Annotated in this window: 15 protein-coding genes and 1 riboswitch; of the genes, 9 read left to right on the top strand and 6 right to left on the bottom strand. The window is 52.0% G+C overall.

What is annotated here, in order from left to right; all coding sequences use genetic code 11:
- Positions 1 to 304 precede the first annotated feature (304 nt).
- Positions 305 to 1,204, top strand: a complete 900-nt coding sequence (yegS, locus tag JM656_RS07930) for a lipid kinase YegS (protein WP_203360689.1) — start codon at positions 305 to 307, stop codon at positions 1,202 to 1,204.
- 50 nt (positions 1,205 to 1,254) lie between these two features.
- On the opposite strand, the gene fbaB is transcribed toward yegS, so the two are convergent.
- Positions 1,255 to 2,307: a class I fructose-bisphosphate aldolase gene (gene fbaB / locus JM656_RS07925; protein ID WP_203360688.1), complete on the bottom strand. Its 1,053-nt coding sequence runs from the start codon at positions 2,305 to 2,307 to the stop codon at positions 1,255 to 1,257.
- A gap of 252 nt (positions 2,308 to 2,559) precedes the next feature.
- Here fbaB and JM656_RS07920 point away from each other — a divergent pair, with 252 nt between their 5' ends.
- The 3 genes from JM656_RS07920 to JM656_RS07910 are packed head-to-tail and all read left to right on the top strand — an operon-like array spanning position 2,560 to position 5,800.
- Positions 2,560 to 3,837, top strand: coding sequence for a nucleoside permease (locus JM656_RS07920; RefSeq protein ID WP_203360687.1), 1,278 nt, complete (start codon positions 2,560 to 2,562; stop codon positions 3,835 to 3,837).
- The gene (locus JM656_RS07915) at positions 3,834 to 4,838 is read left to right on the top strand and encodes an ADP-ribosylglycohydrolase family protein (RefSeq protein ID WP_203360686.1); all 1,005 of its coding nucleotides are present in this window, start codon (positions 3,834 to 3,836) and stop codon (positions 4,836 to 4,838) included. The genes JM656_RS07920 and JM656_RS07915 overlap by 4 nt, the downstream gene beginning before the upstream one ends.
- Positions 4,835 to 5,800 carry a PfkB family carbohydrate kinase gene (locus JM656_RS07910; RefSeq protein ID WP_192612766.1) on the top strand — a complete coding sequence of 322 codons (966 nt, stop codon included), beginning with the start codon at positions 4,835 to 4,837 and terminating at the stop codon, positions 5,798 to 5,800. Before JM656_RS07915 ends, JM656_RS07910 begins: the two co-directional genes overlap by 4 nt.
- Here JM656_RS07910 and JM656_RS07905 read toward each other — a convergent pair.
- The 3 genes from JM656_RS07905 to thiM are packed head-to-tail and all read right to left on the bottom strand — an operon-like array spanning position 5,774 to position 8,150.
- Positions 5,774 to 6,520, bottom strand: coding sequence for a GntR family transcriptional regulator (locus JM656_RS07905; RefSeq protein ID WP_203360685.1), 747 nt, complete (start codon positions 6,518 to 6,520; stop codon positions 5,774 to 5,776). The two genes, JM656_RS07910 and JM656_RS07905, sit on opposite strands and share 27 nt — an antisense overlap.
- A 44-nt stretch (positions 6,521 to 6,564) precedes the next feature.
- Complete coding sequence (gene thiD / locus JM656_RS07900; protein ID WP_203360684.1) at positions 6,565 to 7,365, bottom strand: bifunctional hydroxymethylpyrimidine kinase/phosphomethylpyrimidine kinase; 801 nt, start codon at positions 7,363 to 7,365, stop codon at positions 6,565 to 6,567.
- Positions 7,362 to 8,150, bottom strand: a complete 789-nt coding sequence (thiM, locus tag JM656_RS07895; RefSeq protein WP_203360683.1) for a hydroxyethylthiazole kinase — start codon at positions 8,148 to 8,150, stop codon at positions 7,362 to 7,364. The genes thiD and thiM overlap by 4 nt, the downstream gene beginning before the upstream one ends.
- A gap of 33 nt (positions 8,151 to 8,183) precedes the next feature.
- Positions 8,184 to 8,281: riboswitch (TPP riboswitch) on the bottom strand.
- Between the two features lie 688 nt (positions 8,282 to 8,969).
- Here thiM and JM656_RS07890 point away from each other — a divergent pair.
- The 4 genes from JM656_RS07890 to JM656_RS07875 all read left to right on the top strand — a co-directional run bounded on the left by JM656_RS07890 (position 8,970) and on the right by JM656_RS07875 (position 11,243).
- The gene (locus JM656_RS07890) at positions 8,970 to 9,935 is read left to right on the top strand and encodes a YadA C-terminal domain-containing protein (RefSeq protein WP_203360682.1); all 966 of its coding nucleotides are present in this window, start codon (positions 8,970 to 8,972) and stop codon (positions 9,933 to 9,935) included.
- Positions 9,936 to 10,000: 65 nt separating this feature from the next.
- Positions 10,001 to 10,255: a hypothetical protein gene (locus JM656_RS07885; RefSeq protein ID WP_238929206.1), complete on the top strand. Its 255-nt coding sequence runs from the start codon at positions 10,001 to 10,003 to the stop codon at positions 10,253 to 10,255.
- Positions 10,255 to 10,617, top strand: a complete 363-nt coding sequence (locus JM656_RS07880) for a hypothetical protein (RefSeq protein WP_203360681.1) — start codon at positions 10,255 to 10,257, stop codon at positions 10,615 to 10,617. The genes JM656_RS07885 and JM656_RS07880 overlap by 1 nt, the downstream gene beginning before the upstream one ends.
- 302 nt (positions 10,618 to 10,919) lie before the next feature.
- Positions 10,920 to 11,243 (top strand): RcnB family protein, encoded by a 324-nt coding sequence (locus JM656_RS07875; protein ID WP_203360680.1) that lies wholly within the window; start codon positions 10,920 to 10,922, stop codon positions 11,241 to 11,243.
- Between the two features lie 236 nt (positions 11,244 to 11,479).
- On the opposite strand, the gene apbC is transcribed toward JM656_RS07875, so the two are convergent.
- Positions 11,480 to 12,589: an iron-sulfur cluster carrier protein ApbC gene (gene apbC / locus JM656_RS07870; protein WP_203360679.1), complete on the bottom strand. Its 1,110-nt coding sequence runs from the start codon at positions 12,587 to 12,589 to the stop codon at positions 11,480 to 11,482.
- A gap of 164 nt (positions 12,590 to 12,753) precedes the next feature.
- Between apbC and metG the strand changes: the two genes are divergently transcribed.
- Positions 12,754 to 14,787 carry a methionine--tRNA ligase gene (gene metG / locus JM656_RS07865; protein ID WP_203360678.1) on the top strand — a complete coding sequence of 678 codons (2,034 nt, stop codon included), beginning with the start codon at positions 12,754 to 12,756 and terminating at the stop codon, positions 14,785 to 14,787.
- Positions 14,788 to 14,918: 131 nt separating this feature from the next.
- Here metG and JM656_RS07860 read toward each other — a convergent pair whose 3' ends face one another.
- Positions 14,919 to 15,389 (bottom strand): DUF1456 family protein, encoded by a 471-nt coding sequence (locus JM656_RS07860; RefSeq protein ID WP_192612780.1) that lies wholly within the window; start codon positions 15,387 to 15,389, stop codon positions 14,919 to 14,921.
- Positions 15,390 to 15,512 lie beyond the last annotated feature (123 nt).

Here is a 15,512-nt window from a genome sequence, read left to right as displayed (position 1 = left end):
GTGGGTTTTGGGGCATTCGCTGGCACGATCGGAGTGACTGTAAAGATCTGGCGGCTGTTAGTCTGAACGAATCTTTTCTGGCAGGAGTCTGTGATAAACCCGTTAAAAGGCCGCTATTTCACGGGTGTTATCATTCTCTGGTACTGCAAATACATGTAGAACGCCATCAACTCTACCAGACAAGATTGCGCAGCATGGGCTGCTGCCCCCCTGCACAACGCATCGGTATTTCATCCTGTTCTGAACCTCTCTTTCCCGTTCTGCTCTACACTTTCAACAGATTAATGAAAAAGGCAGATAACGGATGGCAAAATTCCCCGCCAGCTTACTGATCCTGAATGGTAAAAGTGCAGACAACCCACTTCTGCGCGAAGCCATTGCGTTGCTGCGTAACGAAGGCGTAGATATCCATGTTCGTGTCACCTGGGAAAAGGGCGACGCGCAACGTTATGTCGAAGAGGCCCGCCGGTTAGGCGTTGAGACCGTTATCGCGGGGGGCGGTGACGGCACGATCAATGAAGTGTCTACCGCGCTCTTCCAGTGTCAGGGGGCAAACGTCCCTGCCCTGGGGATTTTACCGCTGGGCACCGCCAATGATTTCGCCACCAGCGCGGGGATTCCTGATGCGCTGGACAACGCCCTCAAGCTGGCCATCGCCGGTTCTGCGGTGGAAATCGATATGGCGCAGGTCAATGATAAAACCTGTTTTATTAATATGGCGACCGGCGGATTCGGTACGCGGATCACGACCGAAACGCCAGAAAAACTGAAAGCGGCGCTGGGCGGCGTGTCGTACCTTATTCATGGGTTAATGCGGATGGATGCCCTTAAACCTGACCGGTGCGAAATCCGGGGCGAGAACTTTCAGTGGCAAGGCGACGCGCTGGTCATTGGTATTGGAAATGGCCGTCAGGCTGGCGGCGGACAACAGCTCTGCCCGGATGCGCTCATTAATGATGGTCTTTTACAGTTGCGGATCTTCACGGGCGAAGAACTCCTCCCTGCGTTGTTATCGACGCTGAAACAACCCGAGGAAAACCCGAACATCATCGACGGCACTTCATCGTGGTTTGATATTCAGGCACCGCACGAAATAACCTTTAACCTGGATGGCGAACCGCTCAGCGGTCAACAGTTTCACATTGAGATCCTGCCCGCCGCATTGCGCTGCCGCTTACCGCCAGACTGTCCTTTGCTTCGCTGAAGTCATGGAGAACATTCCTCTCCCACAGAGAGAGAGAGGAATGCGTGACATCAAGCGATGGTCACTTTACTGTCCAGATAGACATCCTGTACGGCATTGATCAATTTCACGCCGTCCGCCATCGATTTCTTGAAGGCTTTGCGCCCCAGAATCAGGCCCATGCCGCCTGCACGTTTATTGATAACTGCAGTGCGTACGGCATCACTGAGATCGGTCTCTCCTCCTGCGGCACCACCGGAGTTAATCAGCCCCGCACGCCCCATGTAGCAGTTCGCCAGTTGGTAACGCACTAAATCGATGGGGTTATCGCTGGTCAGCTTGCTGTAGACACGATCGTCGGTATAGCCGAAGTTAACCGCTTTATAGCCGCCGTTGTTTTCCGCCATTTTCTGTTTGACGATGTCCGCACCAATGGTGGCCGCCAGGTGGTTGGCCTGCCCGGTCAGGTCAGCAGACACATGGTAATCCACGCCGTCTTTCTTGAAGGCTGAATTGCGCAGATACGCCCAGAGCACGGTTACCATTCCCAGCTCATGCGCACGCTCAAAAGCTGCTGAGATCTCTTCAATCTGGCGGCGCGACTCTTCCGAACCAAAATAGATGGTTGCGCCGACCGCCACCGCGCCCATATTGAATGCCTGCTCGACACTGGCATACAACGTTTGGTCAAAGGTATTGGGGTAACTCAGCGTCTCGTTGTGGTTGAGTTTCACGAGGAACGGTATGCGGTGCGCATAACGTCGTGAAACCGACGCCAGTACGCCGTAAGTGGAGGCCACACAGTTACAGCCCGCCTCAATCGCCAGTTCCACAATGTTCTTCGGATCAAAATAAAGTGGATTCGCCGCAAAGGACGCCCCGGCAGAGTGTTCTACCCCCTGATCGACAGGCAAAATGGAGAGATACCCGGTGCCTGCCAGACGCCCGGTGTTGTACAGCGTCTGCATGTTACGAAGGACAGCAGGCGGGCGATTATTATCAACCATCACGCGGTCAACGTAGTCATGTCCGGGCAGATAAAGTTGATCAGAAGGAATGGTCATACAACGATGCTGTAAAAGGCTGTCGGCATCTTTGCCAAGCAACTGCGCAATATCAGTCATAGCTATGCTCCCGTCATTCCGATTGCGTATCGGAGTGTGTATTATCCTGACCCGCCTTTTTGCGGGCAGCCATAAGCCTGGTATCAGGTGGGCATTTTTTCCAACTTTAAGGCACTTTTCAGCGCTATCGGCTGGCACGATTCACGTACGAAAAAGTGTTACAGCGGTCAAATTTGCAGCTCAAAGGTATTTTAAAGGTATTATTTAATGGTAGTGTCTGAGCGTACCTTACCTGTCATGAAGGATTTAAAGATGAAAACTACAGTGAAGCTGTCGTTCATGATGTTTGTTGAATGGTTTATCTGGGGCGCCTGGTTCGTCCCTTTGTGGTTGTGGCTCAGTAAAAGTGGTTTTACCGCTGGTGAAATCGGCTGGTCTTACGCATGCACCGCCATCGCCGCCATCCTTTCCCCTATCCTCGTCGGCTCGTTAACTGACCGCTTTTTCTCCGCGCAAAAAGTGTTAGCCGTACTGATGTTTGCAGGCGCCGTGTTGATGTATTTTGCCGCGCAGCAAACCACATTTTCCGGCTTCTTCCCGCTGCTGTTGGCCTACTCGCTCACCTATATGCCGACCATCGCGTTGACCAACAGCATTGCGTTTTCCAACGTAGGGGACGTTGAAAGCGACTTTCCGCGCATCCGCGTCATGGGAACGATCGGCTGGATAGCCTCAGGCCTTGCCTGCGGATTCTTACCGCAGATGCTGGGTTACAGCGATATCTCGCCGACCAATATTCCGTTGCTTATCACCGCGGGCAGTTCGGCGTTGCTGGGCGTCTTTGCCCTCTTCCTGCCGGATACGCCGCCAAAAAGTACCGGCAAGCTGGATCTCAAAGTGATGCTGGGTCTGGACGCGTTGATCCTGCTGCGTGATAAAAACTTTCTGGTCTTCTTCTTCTGTTCATTCCTGTTTGCCATGCCGCTAGCGTTTTACTACATCTTCGCCAATGGCTATCTGACGGAAGTGGGTATGCAGAATGCGACCGGCTGGATGACGCTTGGGCAGTTCTCTGAAATCTTCTTTATGCTGGCATTGCCTTTCTTTACCAAACGCTTTGGTATTAAAAAGGTTCTGTTACTTGGTCTTATCACCGCTGCCATTCGCTACGGATTCTTTATTTACGGCGGCGCAGAGGAATACTTCACTTACGCCCTGCTGTTCCTCGGCATTCTGCTTCATGGGGTGAGTTACGATTTCTACTACGTGACGGCCTACATCTATGTCGACAAAAAAGCGCCCGTTCATATGCGTACGGCGGCTCAGGGTCTGATTACGCTCTGCTGTCAGGGGTTTGGCAGTCTGCTGGGCTACCGCCTCGGCGGCATGATGATGGAAAAGATGTTTGCGTATAAAGAGCCTGTAAACGGCCTCACCTTCAACTGGGCGGGAATGTGGACATTTGGCGCGGTGATGATCGCGGTGATTGCCGTCCTGTTTATGATTTTCTTTCGCGAATCCGATAAGGAAATCACCGCGATTAACGTGGACGATCGCGATATTGCACTGACAAAAGGGGAAGTAAAATGAAAGCTGAACGTATTCTCGGCGCTCTTTACGGGCAAGTATTAGGAGATGCGATGGGAATGCCGTCTGAGCTATGGCCAAGAACGCGCGTAAAAGCACATTTTGGCTGGATTGACCGCTTCCTGCCAGGCCCGGAGGAGAACAACGCCGCCTGTTATTTTAATCGTGCGGAGTTTACGGACGATACCTCCATGGCGCTGTGTCTGGCGGATGCCTTGCTCGAATGTGACGGGAAAATTAATCCTGACCTGATCGGACGCAACATTCTGGCGTGGGCGGAACGCTTCGATGCTTTCAACAAAAACGTGCTGGGCCCAACATCCAAAATTGCGCTTAACGCCATCCGCAACGGTAAACCGGTGGCTGAGCTTGAGAACAACGGCGTCACTAACGGTGCTGCGATGCGCGTCTCACCGTTAGGCTGCCTGTTGCCGACCCATTCTCTGGATACCTTTATCGATGAAGTGGCGTTGGCCTCCAGTCCAACACATAAGTCCGATCTCGCGGTGGCGGGTGCCGTGGTGGTCGCGTGGGCGATATCTCGTGCGATTGATGGCGAGTCCTGGGCGAGAATTGTCGACTCACTGCCTGCCATCGCCCATCACGCCCAGCAAAAACGCATCACCACCTTTAGCGCTTCGCTCTCGGCCCGCCTGGAACTGGCGTTGAAGATCGTTCGTGAAACCAACGGTGTTGAATCCGCCAGCGAACAGCTTTACCAGGTCGTCGGGGCGGGCACCAGCACCATTGAATCCGTGCCCTGCGCCATCGCGATGGTGGCGCTGGCGCAGACCGACCCGAATCGTTGCGCCATTCTCTGCGCCAACCTCGGCGGCGACACCGACACCATTGGCGCGATGGCGACCGCGATTTGCGGCGCATTAAACGGTATTGGGGCTATCTCCCCGGACCTGAAACAAGAACTGGATGCGGTAAATCAGCTGGATTTTGCTCGCTACGCCACCGAACTGGCACGTTTGCGCCAAATGCGGGAGGTAGCATGAATGCCGCACACCTGCGGGATCTGTTGCCGACCCTGACCACCCGTCGCCCTGTCACCGTGGTGGGCGCGGCGGTGATTGACGTGATTGCCGATGCCTGGGCTCTGCCCTGGCGCGGCTGCGACATTGAGTTAAAACAACAGGGTGTGCATGTTGGCGGCTGCGCGCTGAATATCGCCGTGGCCTTAAAACGTCTGGGGATTGAAGCCAGCAATGCCCTGCCACTGGGTCAGGGCGTATGGGCTGATATTATCCGTAACCGAATGGCAAAAGAGGGTTTACAGAGCCTGATCGACAATGCCGAAGGCGATAACGGCTGGTGTCTGGCCCTGGTGGAGCCTGATGGCGAGCGCACCTTTATGTCATTCAGCGGCGTAGAAAACCAGTGGAATAGCGACTGGCTGGCGCAGTTGTCCGTCCCCCGCCAGAGTTTGCTCTATCTCTCAGGTTATCAGCTCGCCGCCCCGTGCGGTGAACGGCTGGTATGCTGGCTGGAAAGTCTGGACGACGTGACGCCTTTTATCGATTTTGGTCCACGCATTGGCGATATTCCTGACGCATTAATGTCACGGATTATGGCGCTGCGTCCGCTGGTGTCTCTTAACCGCCAGGAGGCGGAAATCGCCGCCGAACGTTTTGAACTCAGTACCGAAATGACGGCCTTCGGCGCAGCATGGCTGGCGCGATTTTCCGCGCCGGTGGTCGTGCGCCACGATAAAGACGGCGCATGGTTCTTCAGTCAACATGCTGCGGGCTGCGTCCCGGCATTTCCGGTCGAGGTCGTAGACACTATCGGCGCGGGAGACAGCCATGCCGGAGGTGTACTGGCCGGACTGTCATCCGGCTGGTCACTGGCAGATGCCGTGCTGCTCGGCAACGCAGTGGCATCCTGGGTGGTTGGGCATCGCGGGGGAGATTGCGCGCCCCTGCGCGAAGAGCTACTCCTCGCACACAAAAACGTATAGATCGCTTCGACAGTAGCTGATGCTGTACTCAATGGGCCGCTGTTGTTGATCAAGCGCCACCTGCTTGATCACCAGCACCGGCACTTTGCTGTCCATCTGAATATGTGACTGAAACTCAGCATCCGGCATACGTGCGCTCACGCGAGAACGCGTACGCTGGGGAAAAATGTGCTGGCTGCGGAAATAGTCATACAGTGAGACGCCAATGGCATCCACATCATGAATAAGATGCACCGGCACCCATGATTCTTCGATGGAAACCGCGTCCTCATCCACATAGCGAATGCGTTTTAGCAGGAAGACATCACTTCCGGTCGCAATCGCCAGTTGTTGCGCCACCTCGTCCGGGCAGGTGACGACACGTTTATTGACCCACAGCGTATCGGGCTTTTTACCGCGCAACACCACCTGCTGAGAAAAACCACGCGCCTCTTTCAGGGAATACTCAAAGATATTGTTGATTTGCGTCCCGTATCCGCGCGCACGGGTCACCACCCCTTCTTCTTCCAGCGATTGCATCGCTTTACGAACCGTAATCCGCGAAACGCCAGTCAACTGGCTAAGATCACGCTCACCAGGCAAGATATTGCCATGCTCAAGAATACCGCTACGCACAGCATTCTTGACCGTTTCTGCAAACTTCATGTAAAGCGGCGTATTATCCGCCGCTGAAATTCGTTCGTTCAGTTGCGCAATCAGCCGGGTATGCGATTGTTCCATTTATCTTTTTCCTGGCAGACGAGTCTGTTGCCAGTATACTACCATTACCACCATGCGTGGAAATGATGTACCGGCCCAATCCCCTCGCCCACTTCCAGCGTATCTGCATGAGCCAGCGCCGCAGAAAGCCAGATTTTTGCCTCCTGCACCGTTTCGGCCCAATTTTGGTGGCGAGGACGAAGCGCCGCCAGCGCCGCCGACAGCGTACAGCCTGTGCCATGGGTGTTTTTGGTGTTCACTCTGGGGGCGGTAAAACGCACCTCGCCTTCGCGCGTAAACAGCCAGTCCGGGCTTTGAGCATCGTCCAGATGTCCTCCTTTCATGAGCACCGCGCCGCAGCCCATCGCCAGCAGCGCGCGACCTTGCTCCAGCATTTCCCGCTCGCTACGCGCATGTTCAGCGTTAAGCAACGCCGCGGCTTCAGGTAAATTTGGCGTAATAATCGATACCTGCGGTAACAAGCGGGTTCGCAGCGTCTCAACGGCGGAAGGTGAAAGCAATGGATCGCCGCTTTTTGCCAGCATGACGGTATCCAGCACCACATTTTTCACCTGATGGCGCTGTAAACGTTCGGCCACAGCCTCAACGATATCGGTTTCCGCCAGCATACCGATCTTGGTGGTATCAATTCGCACATCGTTGAACACAGAATCAAGCTGCGCCGCGACAAAATCAGGTTCAATTCGGTATACCGACTGAACGCCGCGCGTATTTTGCGCGACCAGCGCGGTAATGACGGAGCAACCATACGCACCGAGGGCCGAGAATGTTTTCAGATCGGCCTGAATTCCCGCACCGCCGCTGGGATCCGTGCCAGCAATGGTTAAAGCATTTATCCGTTTCATGCGTATTCCTCCGCGTTCAGGTTATAGAGAGCATCAAGAAAAGCGGGAATAAAACTGCCGGGTCCCTGACTACGATCGGTTGCTATTTGCCCCGCTTGCTTCATCCAGCTACAGGCGGAGGCGACATTGTCCAGCGTATTCCCCGGCAACGCGCAACTTGCCGCCACCACTGCGGATAAAGCACACCCCGTACCTACGACACGCGTCATCAATGGTGAGCCACCGGTGACACAGACGGTGCGTTGACCATCGGTCACGTAATCCACCTCTCCCGTCACCACCACGACACTTCCGCACTGACGCGCCAGGGCAAGCGCAGCAGGTAACGCCGAGGCGGCTGTATCGGTAGTATCCACTCCGCGTCCGCCCGCAGACATTCCGGCAAGCGCAAGAATTTCAGACGCATTCCCGCGAATAGCGGCAGGTTGCAGCGCCAACAACGTCAGGCAGAAGCGACGACGGAAATCGAGTCCGCCCACGGCGACAGGGTCAAGCGTCCAGGGGATATTGGATATGCGCGCCTGCTCCACCGCCGTGCGCATGGCTTCAGCGCGTGCCTGTGTCAGTGTTCCGACATTAATCAGAAGCGCACTCGCGATGGCAGCAAACTGGCCTGCCTCTTCAGGTTCAATCACCATGGCAGGTGAAGCGCCTAACGCCAGCAATGTGTTCGCCGTAAACGTTTGTACGACATCATTCGTCATACAGTGCGTGAGAGGAGAAAGTGTTCGAAATTGGTGCAAGGTGTGAGCCGCCAGAGCGCGGCTGTGCAGGTCAGGCTGCATGTTCAGCTCCTGCCCGCGTGAAGAAGATGAGACACGGGCAGTGTCAGACTTCCCTACGCTGGCATTATCCAGATCAGGTGGTACGGGTATTTCTCAGCCTTCATTTAAGAAGGGCACCCCGAGTCGTTAGTAGTACAAATCGCTTGATTATTAACAGAGTAAGGAAAGCAGTTGGCGATTGCAAGCCCTCGCTGGCTGGCTGATATCCAGCCCTGGTTCAGGGTCAGCAAGAAAGCGAAAACGATAAATGACGCCAGCACGCATCATGCCCATTTTTACCGTCAATATCTCATCCGGATAACACCGTGTTGCATTCGTTAAAGCGTAAAGATGACGTTATTGAGCATGCTAGCCGTGATTAATGCTATGCATATTTTTTACATATCAATATCACTTACTCTACTTTAAGCCATCTAATAGAACCATCCTATCTAAAATATTAACACTACGTATTATCAATAAAATTCAAAATAGCGAACCAGAAAAAATAAAATAAAGCATCAGAAAGAAATAATAACCTGAGTTACATATAGTTCATTCTTAGATTAAATATAATTCAACAGCCCTTCCATTTATTCTCTAATCTTCTATTGATCTGGATAACAGCAGATTTTCACCCCCCAAAACTTTAGCTATTCGTGCCATGCGTGATCTACGTCAAAGTTTAACCTATCACGTTGCTGGATAGTTTATTCGCGTTACTAAAAAAGGAAATTAGTCACCACTCGGTAAGATATTGTCTGGAAGAGACAAAGGCCGTCTCAGCGCTTAAAAATAATAGTAATAACACTTATGTTAATTTTTTGTAGGAACGTTTAAATGAAATTTGTTAAATCTGCAGTTTCTGTCGTTGTTTTTAGCGCCATCGCCATTTCTTCTGCTCATGCTGCCAGCGTTGGTTATATCGGTACGATAGATGGTACAAATACCTTTATCGCTGTTAAAGGGGTTGATGAGTCTGTTAAAACATACGACCTGGATCAGATTCAAAATAATACCAATCGCATTACGTCTGTTGATGCTGATTTAAATAGCACGAAAGATGCAGTCATTGTCGTAAACAAAAAAGTGGATGATGTTCAAACGCAAGCCGATTTACATACTGGCCAAATTGCCTCGAATAATCATCAAATTGGTATTTTATTCAACACCAAAGCGGATCAGAGCACTGTTGATAGTGAAGCGGAAAACCGTTTAAGTGGGGATAAGAATTTGCAAACGCAAATCACCACTAACAAAGCCGACCAGCAGCAAGTGAATCATGCGTTATTGAATCAAAATATCCACGAAGACAACCGCATTAAAGCCCTTGAAGACGCCCCTAAACCAAAAGATGGCAAAGATGGGCGCGATGGAGTCACCACCACGGTGACAAAAGTCGATACCGCGACGCAATCGAAAGTTGCCAGTAATAGCCAGGCTATTACCGCTACCGCTAAGCAATCGGCAAATGTCGCGCAAGACCTTCAGGATGCGAAGCAGTTTTTCACTCAACAGCAAGCCAGCAGCAATGCGCAGTTCAATTCGTTAAAAGATGAAGTCGACAGTAATAAAAAAGAGGCTCGTAGCGGCGCTGCTTCAGCGATTGCGATTGCTTCAATGCCGCAGGTTCAGGCAAGCCAGGCCATGATGGTTTCTGCTGGCGTGGGTTCTTTTAAAAATGAGCAAGCGTTAAGTGTTGGTGCATCTTTCCACGCAGGCAGTAACACCATTATCAAAGCAGGAATTAGCGATTCAACCAATAATGATTTTGCGATGGGTGCAGGCGTGGGTATCGGTTTCTAATAACGGCACTCCCCTTTATATAACAGGGGATGAGATGAAGACATATTTCAAATAAATAAAGGTATATGATGAAAGCTATTCTTATTCTGGCCACCGCGTGCGCTATTCTGAGTGGCTGCTCGACCTCCGCTTCTCGTATGGCGGCATGTGAGTCTCAGGGCGTTAGCCGTGATGCTTGTTATATCGCAGATCAAAACCGTCAATCGGCAATTAACGCTGCGGCTGAGAAACAAGCGTTAGAAAATGCCAATGCGCTGTACAGCAATAAAACCGACCAGACTCACCACCATCACAAAAACGCCAACGGCGAGGGTTATTAATGAAAACGCTGATTGTATCTCTGGTTCTGACTACGCTAGCCACCTCTCCGGCTTTTGCTATCAGCCATTCTTATCGCGATAAGCTGGAGAAATCTGGCTGTACGCAAGTCGAGGATGCGGCCGGTACTTGTGGTAATCACCAGGCTGTTTCTGATAGCCAAACAATTATCAAGCACTATGACGGCTTAAAAATCATCTGGAAAATTAACGAGAGCGTCACGGTCGATGGTAAACCGGCGGTGGTGATTGAATCCGGTGGATACGGTGCCACATGGCAACAAGGGATCTATAAAATCATCACTTATAAAAACCATAAAATTGCCGTAATGAAGAATGACCAATTTGCTGGATATGCGAAGTAAGTAATAATCGCTTAAGGATGAGCGATAATAAAATATAATTATTAATCCCTTCTTTTAACATGGATATAGAGCGACGTTGTCTGCATCATGCAATGCAAACCGAAAATTGACCTGGATGATTCTTAAAACCACTGTTCGCAAAAGGGACTACGGGTTAGTGATACCGTTTATTGGTACTTTCGTTTACACTTTTTACGAAATAATAGGTGTGATTACAAAAAAGTGCTTGTCACACATACCACGCGGTGGGAATGATACACGGCTAAATTTTGTGACCCGATAGAGTGGAAAGTGGAGAGTATATGGGTATGAAGAAAATGATGTTGATGGGCGCCCTGATGTTAGCAACCAGCACCGTCTGGGCCGCTACGGGAGCCAAAACAGGCATCGCTCAGTACGAATTAAGCGGATTTGTTGCCGACTTCACCCATTTCAAACCCGGGGATACCGTACCGCAATTGTACCTTACTGATGAGTACAAAATTAAACAGTGGCAACTGCGCAACCTGCCTGCTCCGGATGCGGGAACTCACTGGACTTATATGGGCAGCGCTTACGTTCTGGTCAACGATACCGATGGCAAAATCGTGAAAGCCTACGACGGCGAGATTTTTTATCACCGATAATCAAATATCCCCCTCTTTTCAGAGGGGGAATACAGTGACCCTTTTCTCTATTATTCACCGCGAACTCATTCTTACGCGTTCTGCCATAACTTACATCGCGTTGCGTTTCGATTTCAGACATGTGCGTTATCTTTAAAAGAGATAAGCGAAATGGAAGCTATGGCAGGTTAAAAGCGTTCGCCACACCAGTTTAATATTGATGTGGCGAACGGATTAGAGGCGTAAATTAGCGAATATTAGACCGCACGGAAGGCAATTTCGCCCGGGATAACGTCACCCTGCCAGTACAGTTGCGCGGCAACACGGTCAGCCAGTTCTCGGTACATCGCTGTGAATTCACTGTCAGGACGGCTGATCACCGTCGGCGTTCCCCGGTCGAGGTCTTCACGCAGGCTAATATGCAGCGGCATCTGTCCCAGCAACTGAGTACGGTACTGTTCTGCCAGCTTCTGCGCACCGCCCGTGCCGAAGATTGGCTCATGATGACCACAGTGGCTACAGATGTGCATACTCATGTTTTCAACAATGCCCAGTACAGGCACTTCGACCTTCTCGAACATCACAATGCCTTTTTTGGCATCGATAAGCGCGATGTCCTGCGGGGTGGTGACGACCACAGCCCCCGTCACCGGAATATTCTGTGACAGCGTCAATTGAATGTCACCGGTTCCCGGCGGCATATCCAGAACCAGGTAATCCAGATCGGGCCACAACGTCTCCTGCAACATCTGCATCAGCGCTTTGCTGGCCATTGGACCACGCCATACCATGGCATTATCTTCTGTCACCAAATACCCGATTGAGTTCGTCGCCAGCCCATGAGACATGATCGGCGCCATGTGGGTGCCGTCAGGTGACGTTGGACGTTGATTTTCTGCGCCGAGCATCGTGGGAATAGACGGACCGTAAATATCCGCATCCAGAATGCCGACCTTCGCCCCTTCCGCAGCCAGCGCTAATGCCAGGTTCACCGCAGTAGACGATTTACCCACTCCGCCTTTACCGGAACTGACCGCGATAATGTTCTTAACACCGTTAATACCCGGCTGGTTTTTCACACGCTTAAGCGTCGCAATGTTGTGCGACAACTTCCAGTCGATCGCTTTTGCGCCTGTGATCCGCAGCAGGTCACCGCTACATTGCTCTTTTAACACCTCAAACGCGCTGTGCCAGACAAACGGCATGACCAGCTCAACGTGCAGCGTGTCATCCATCCAGGCAACGTGATGCAACGCTTTAAGCGTTGTAAGATTATGCTTCAAGGTGGGGTGCTGAAAATTCGCCAGCGTCCCGGCGACCATAGCGCGCAAGGTTTCTGGTGATTTGGCCTGGGATTGTGCGTTCATCCCGACTCCTTTTTGTTGTTCTGAAAAAACGATTGTAACTACCTAGTCTACTCCAGTGGTAACAAATATTCATTTATGGATAAATGCCCTTATCACTTGGCGTAGTTATTCCCTTTCAGGTAACATCAGAACCCCCTTTTAATAGAGAAGAAGTAATACCTACTATGACTCAAGTCGCGAAGAAAATTCTGGTAACGTGCGCGCTGCCGTACGCAAACGGCTCTATCCACCTCGGCCATATGCTGGAGCACATCCAGGCTGATGTCTGGGTCCGTTACCAGCGAATGCGCGGCCATCAGGTTAACTTCATCTGCGCAGACGACGCCCACGGCACGCCAATCATGCTGAAAGCACAGCAATTGGGCATTACGCCTGAGCAGATGATTACCGAAATGAGTCAGGAGCATCAGACTGATTTCGCAGGTTTCAACATCAGCTATGACAACTACCACTCGACGCACAGCGACGAGAACCGTGAATTGTCCGAGCTGATTTACTCGCGCCTGAAAGAGAACGGTTTTATCAAAAACCGCACCATCTCTCAGCTTTACGATCCGGAAAAAGGCATGTTCCTGCCGGACCGTTTTGTCAAAGGCACCTGCCCGAAATGTAAGGCGGCGGACCAGTACGGCGATAACTGCGAAGTGTGCGGCGCGACCTACAGCCCAACTGAGCTTATCGAGCCGAAATCCGTGATTTCCGGCGCCACGCCGGTAATGCGTGATTCTGAGCATTTCTTCTTTGACCTGCCTTCTTTCAGCGAGATGCTTCAGGCGTGGACCCGCAGCGGCGCACTCCAGGAGCAGGTCGCAAACAAAATGCAGGAATGGTTTGAATCCGGTCTGCAACAGTGGGACATCTCCCGCGATGCACCGTACTTCGGTTTTGAAATTCCGAATGCGCCGGGCAAATACTTCTACGTCTGGCTGGATGCGCCAATCGGCTACATGGGTTCATTCAAGAACCTGTGCGACAAGCGCGGCGACACCGTAAGCTTTGACGAATACTGGAAGAAAGACAGCGATGCCGAACTGTATCACTTCATCGGTAAAGATATTGTCTACTTCCACAGCCTGTTCTGGCCCGCAATGCTGGAAGGCAGCAACTTCCGCAAACCGACGAACCTGTTTGTTCACGGCTATGTGACGGTGAACGGCGCGAAGATGTCAAAATCACGCGGCACCTTCATTAAAGCCAGCACCTGGCTGAACCATTTTGACGCCGACAGCCTGCGTTATTACTACACCGCGAAGCTCTCTTCCCGTATCGATGATATCGACCTGAATCTGGAAGATTTCGTGCAACGCGTGAATGCCGATATCGTGAACAAGGTGGTTAACCTTGCGTCGCGTAACGCGGGCTTTATTAACAAGCGTTTCGATGGCGTACTGGCTTCTGAGCTGGCTGACCCTGAGCTGTATAAAACCTTCACCGATGCCGCAGCAGTGATTGGCGAAGCGTGGGAAAGCCGTGAATTCGGTAAAGCAATCCGTGAAATCATGGCGCTGGCCGACGTCGCCAACCGTTATGTCGATGAACAGGCGCCGTGGGTAGTTGCGAAACAGGAAGGCCGCGATGCCGACCTACAGGCAATTTGCTCAATGGGTATCAACCTGTTCCGCGTGCTGATGACCTATCTGAAGCCGGTTCTGCCAACGCTGACCGAACGTGCGGAAGCGTTCCTGAATACGGAACTGAGCTGGGATGCCATGGCGCAGCCGCTGCTCGCTCACAAGGTCAATGTCTTCAAAGCGCTCTACAACCGCATCGAGATGAAACAAGTCGAAGCACTGGTTGAAGCGTCTAAAGAAGAAGTCAAAGCGCTGAGCACGCCGGTAACCGGCCCGCTGGCTGACGACCCGATTCAGGAAACCATCAGCTTTGATGATTTTGCCAAAGTGGATTTGCGCATCGCACTGATCGAAAACGCCGAGTTTGTTGACGGCTCCGATAAACTGCTGCGCCTGACGCTCGATCTTGGCGGCGAGAAACGTAACGTCTTCTCGGGGATCCGTACGGCTTATCCCGACCCGCAGGTGCTGATCGGTCGCCATACGGTGATGGTCGCCAACCTGGCGCCGCGCAAAATGCGCTTCGGCATCTCTGAAGGGATGGTGATGGCCGCAGGTCCTGGTGGAAAAGACATTTTCCTGTTAAGCCCGGACGAAGGTGCGAAGCCTGGACAGCAGGTGAAATAATCTGCATAAAAAAACGCTGCTTCGGCAGCGTTTTTTATATCGGAGCTTGTAAGGCTGGGTAAGGCGAAACCGCTATCCGGCTATCTGCTCACTACCGCCTGATGGCGCTATGCTTATCCGGCCAACAACGTTCAGGCTTTTTTGGCGTGCTCACGCACCGCCAGCCCACGCAGAAAATAACGCAGGAACTGATCGCCACATTCACGGAAGTTTTTGTGGTCAGGAGCGCGCATCATGGCGGTGATTTCCGGCATCGAAACGCGGAACTTCTGCTCGGTCATAATGGCGAGGATATCATCGGTTTTCAGCGCAAACGCAATGCGCAGCTTCTTCAGCATAATAGTGTTGTTAATGCGACGCTCGACCGCCAGTGCCGGCGCCGAATCATCACGCCCGCGCTTTTCATAAATCAGACCGTTCAGAAAGCACGACATTAAGATGTCCGGGCAACGCACGAAGCCCTCTTCATCTTCTTTACGCAGCCAGGGAACCAGTTGTTCCGCCGTCACTTCGGCTTCCCCCAGCGCGAAAATACGCACCAGATCGTTATTGTTGATTTTCAGGATGTAGCGGACGCTGCGTAAAATATCGTTACTGACCATAGTGCCTTCGGTGATGGTGAAAAATAAAAAATGCGGGGGCTAAGTCTCTACTCTAAGCAGTTCGAGTTGCAGCAAGGCGGCAAGCGAGCGCAGCTGCAACTTGAAGCGCGACGAGTATACACG

The organism is Citrobacter sp. R56, from assembly GCF_016811995.1.
Classification (GTDB): Bacteria; Pseudomonadota; Gammaproteobacteria; order Enterobacterales; family Enterobacteriaceae; genus Citrobacter_D; species Citrobacter_D enshiensis.
This window is presented reverse-complemented; position numbering and strand designations above follow the sequence as displayed.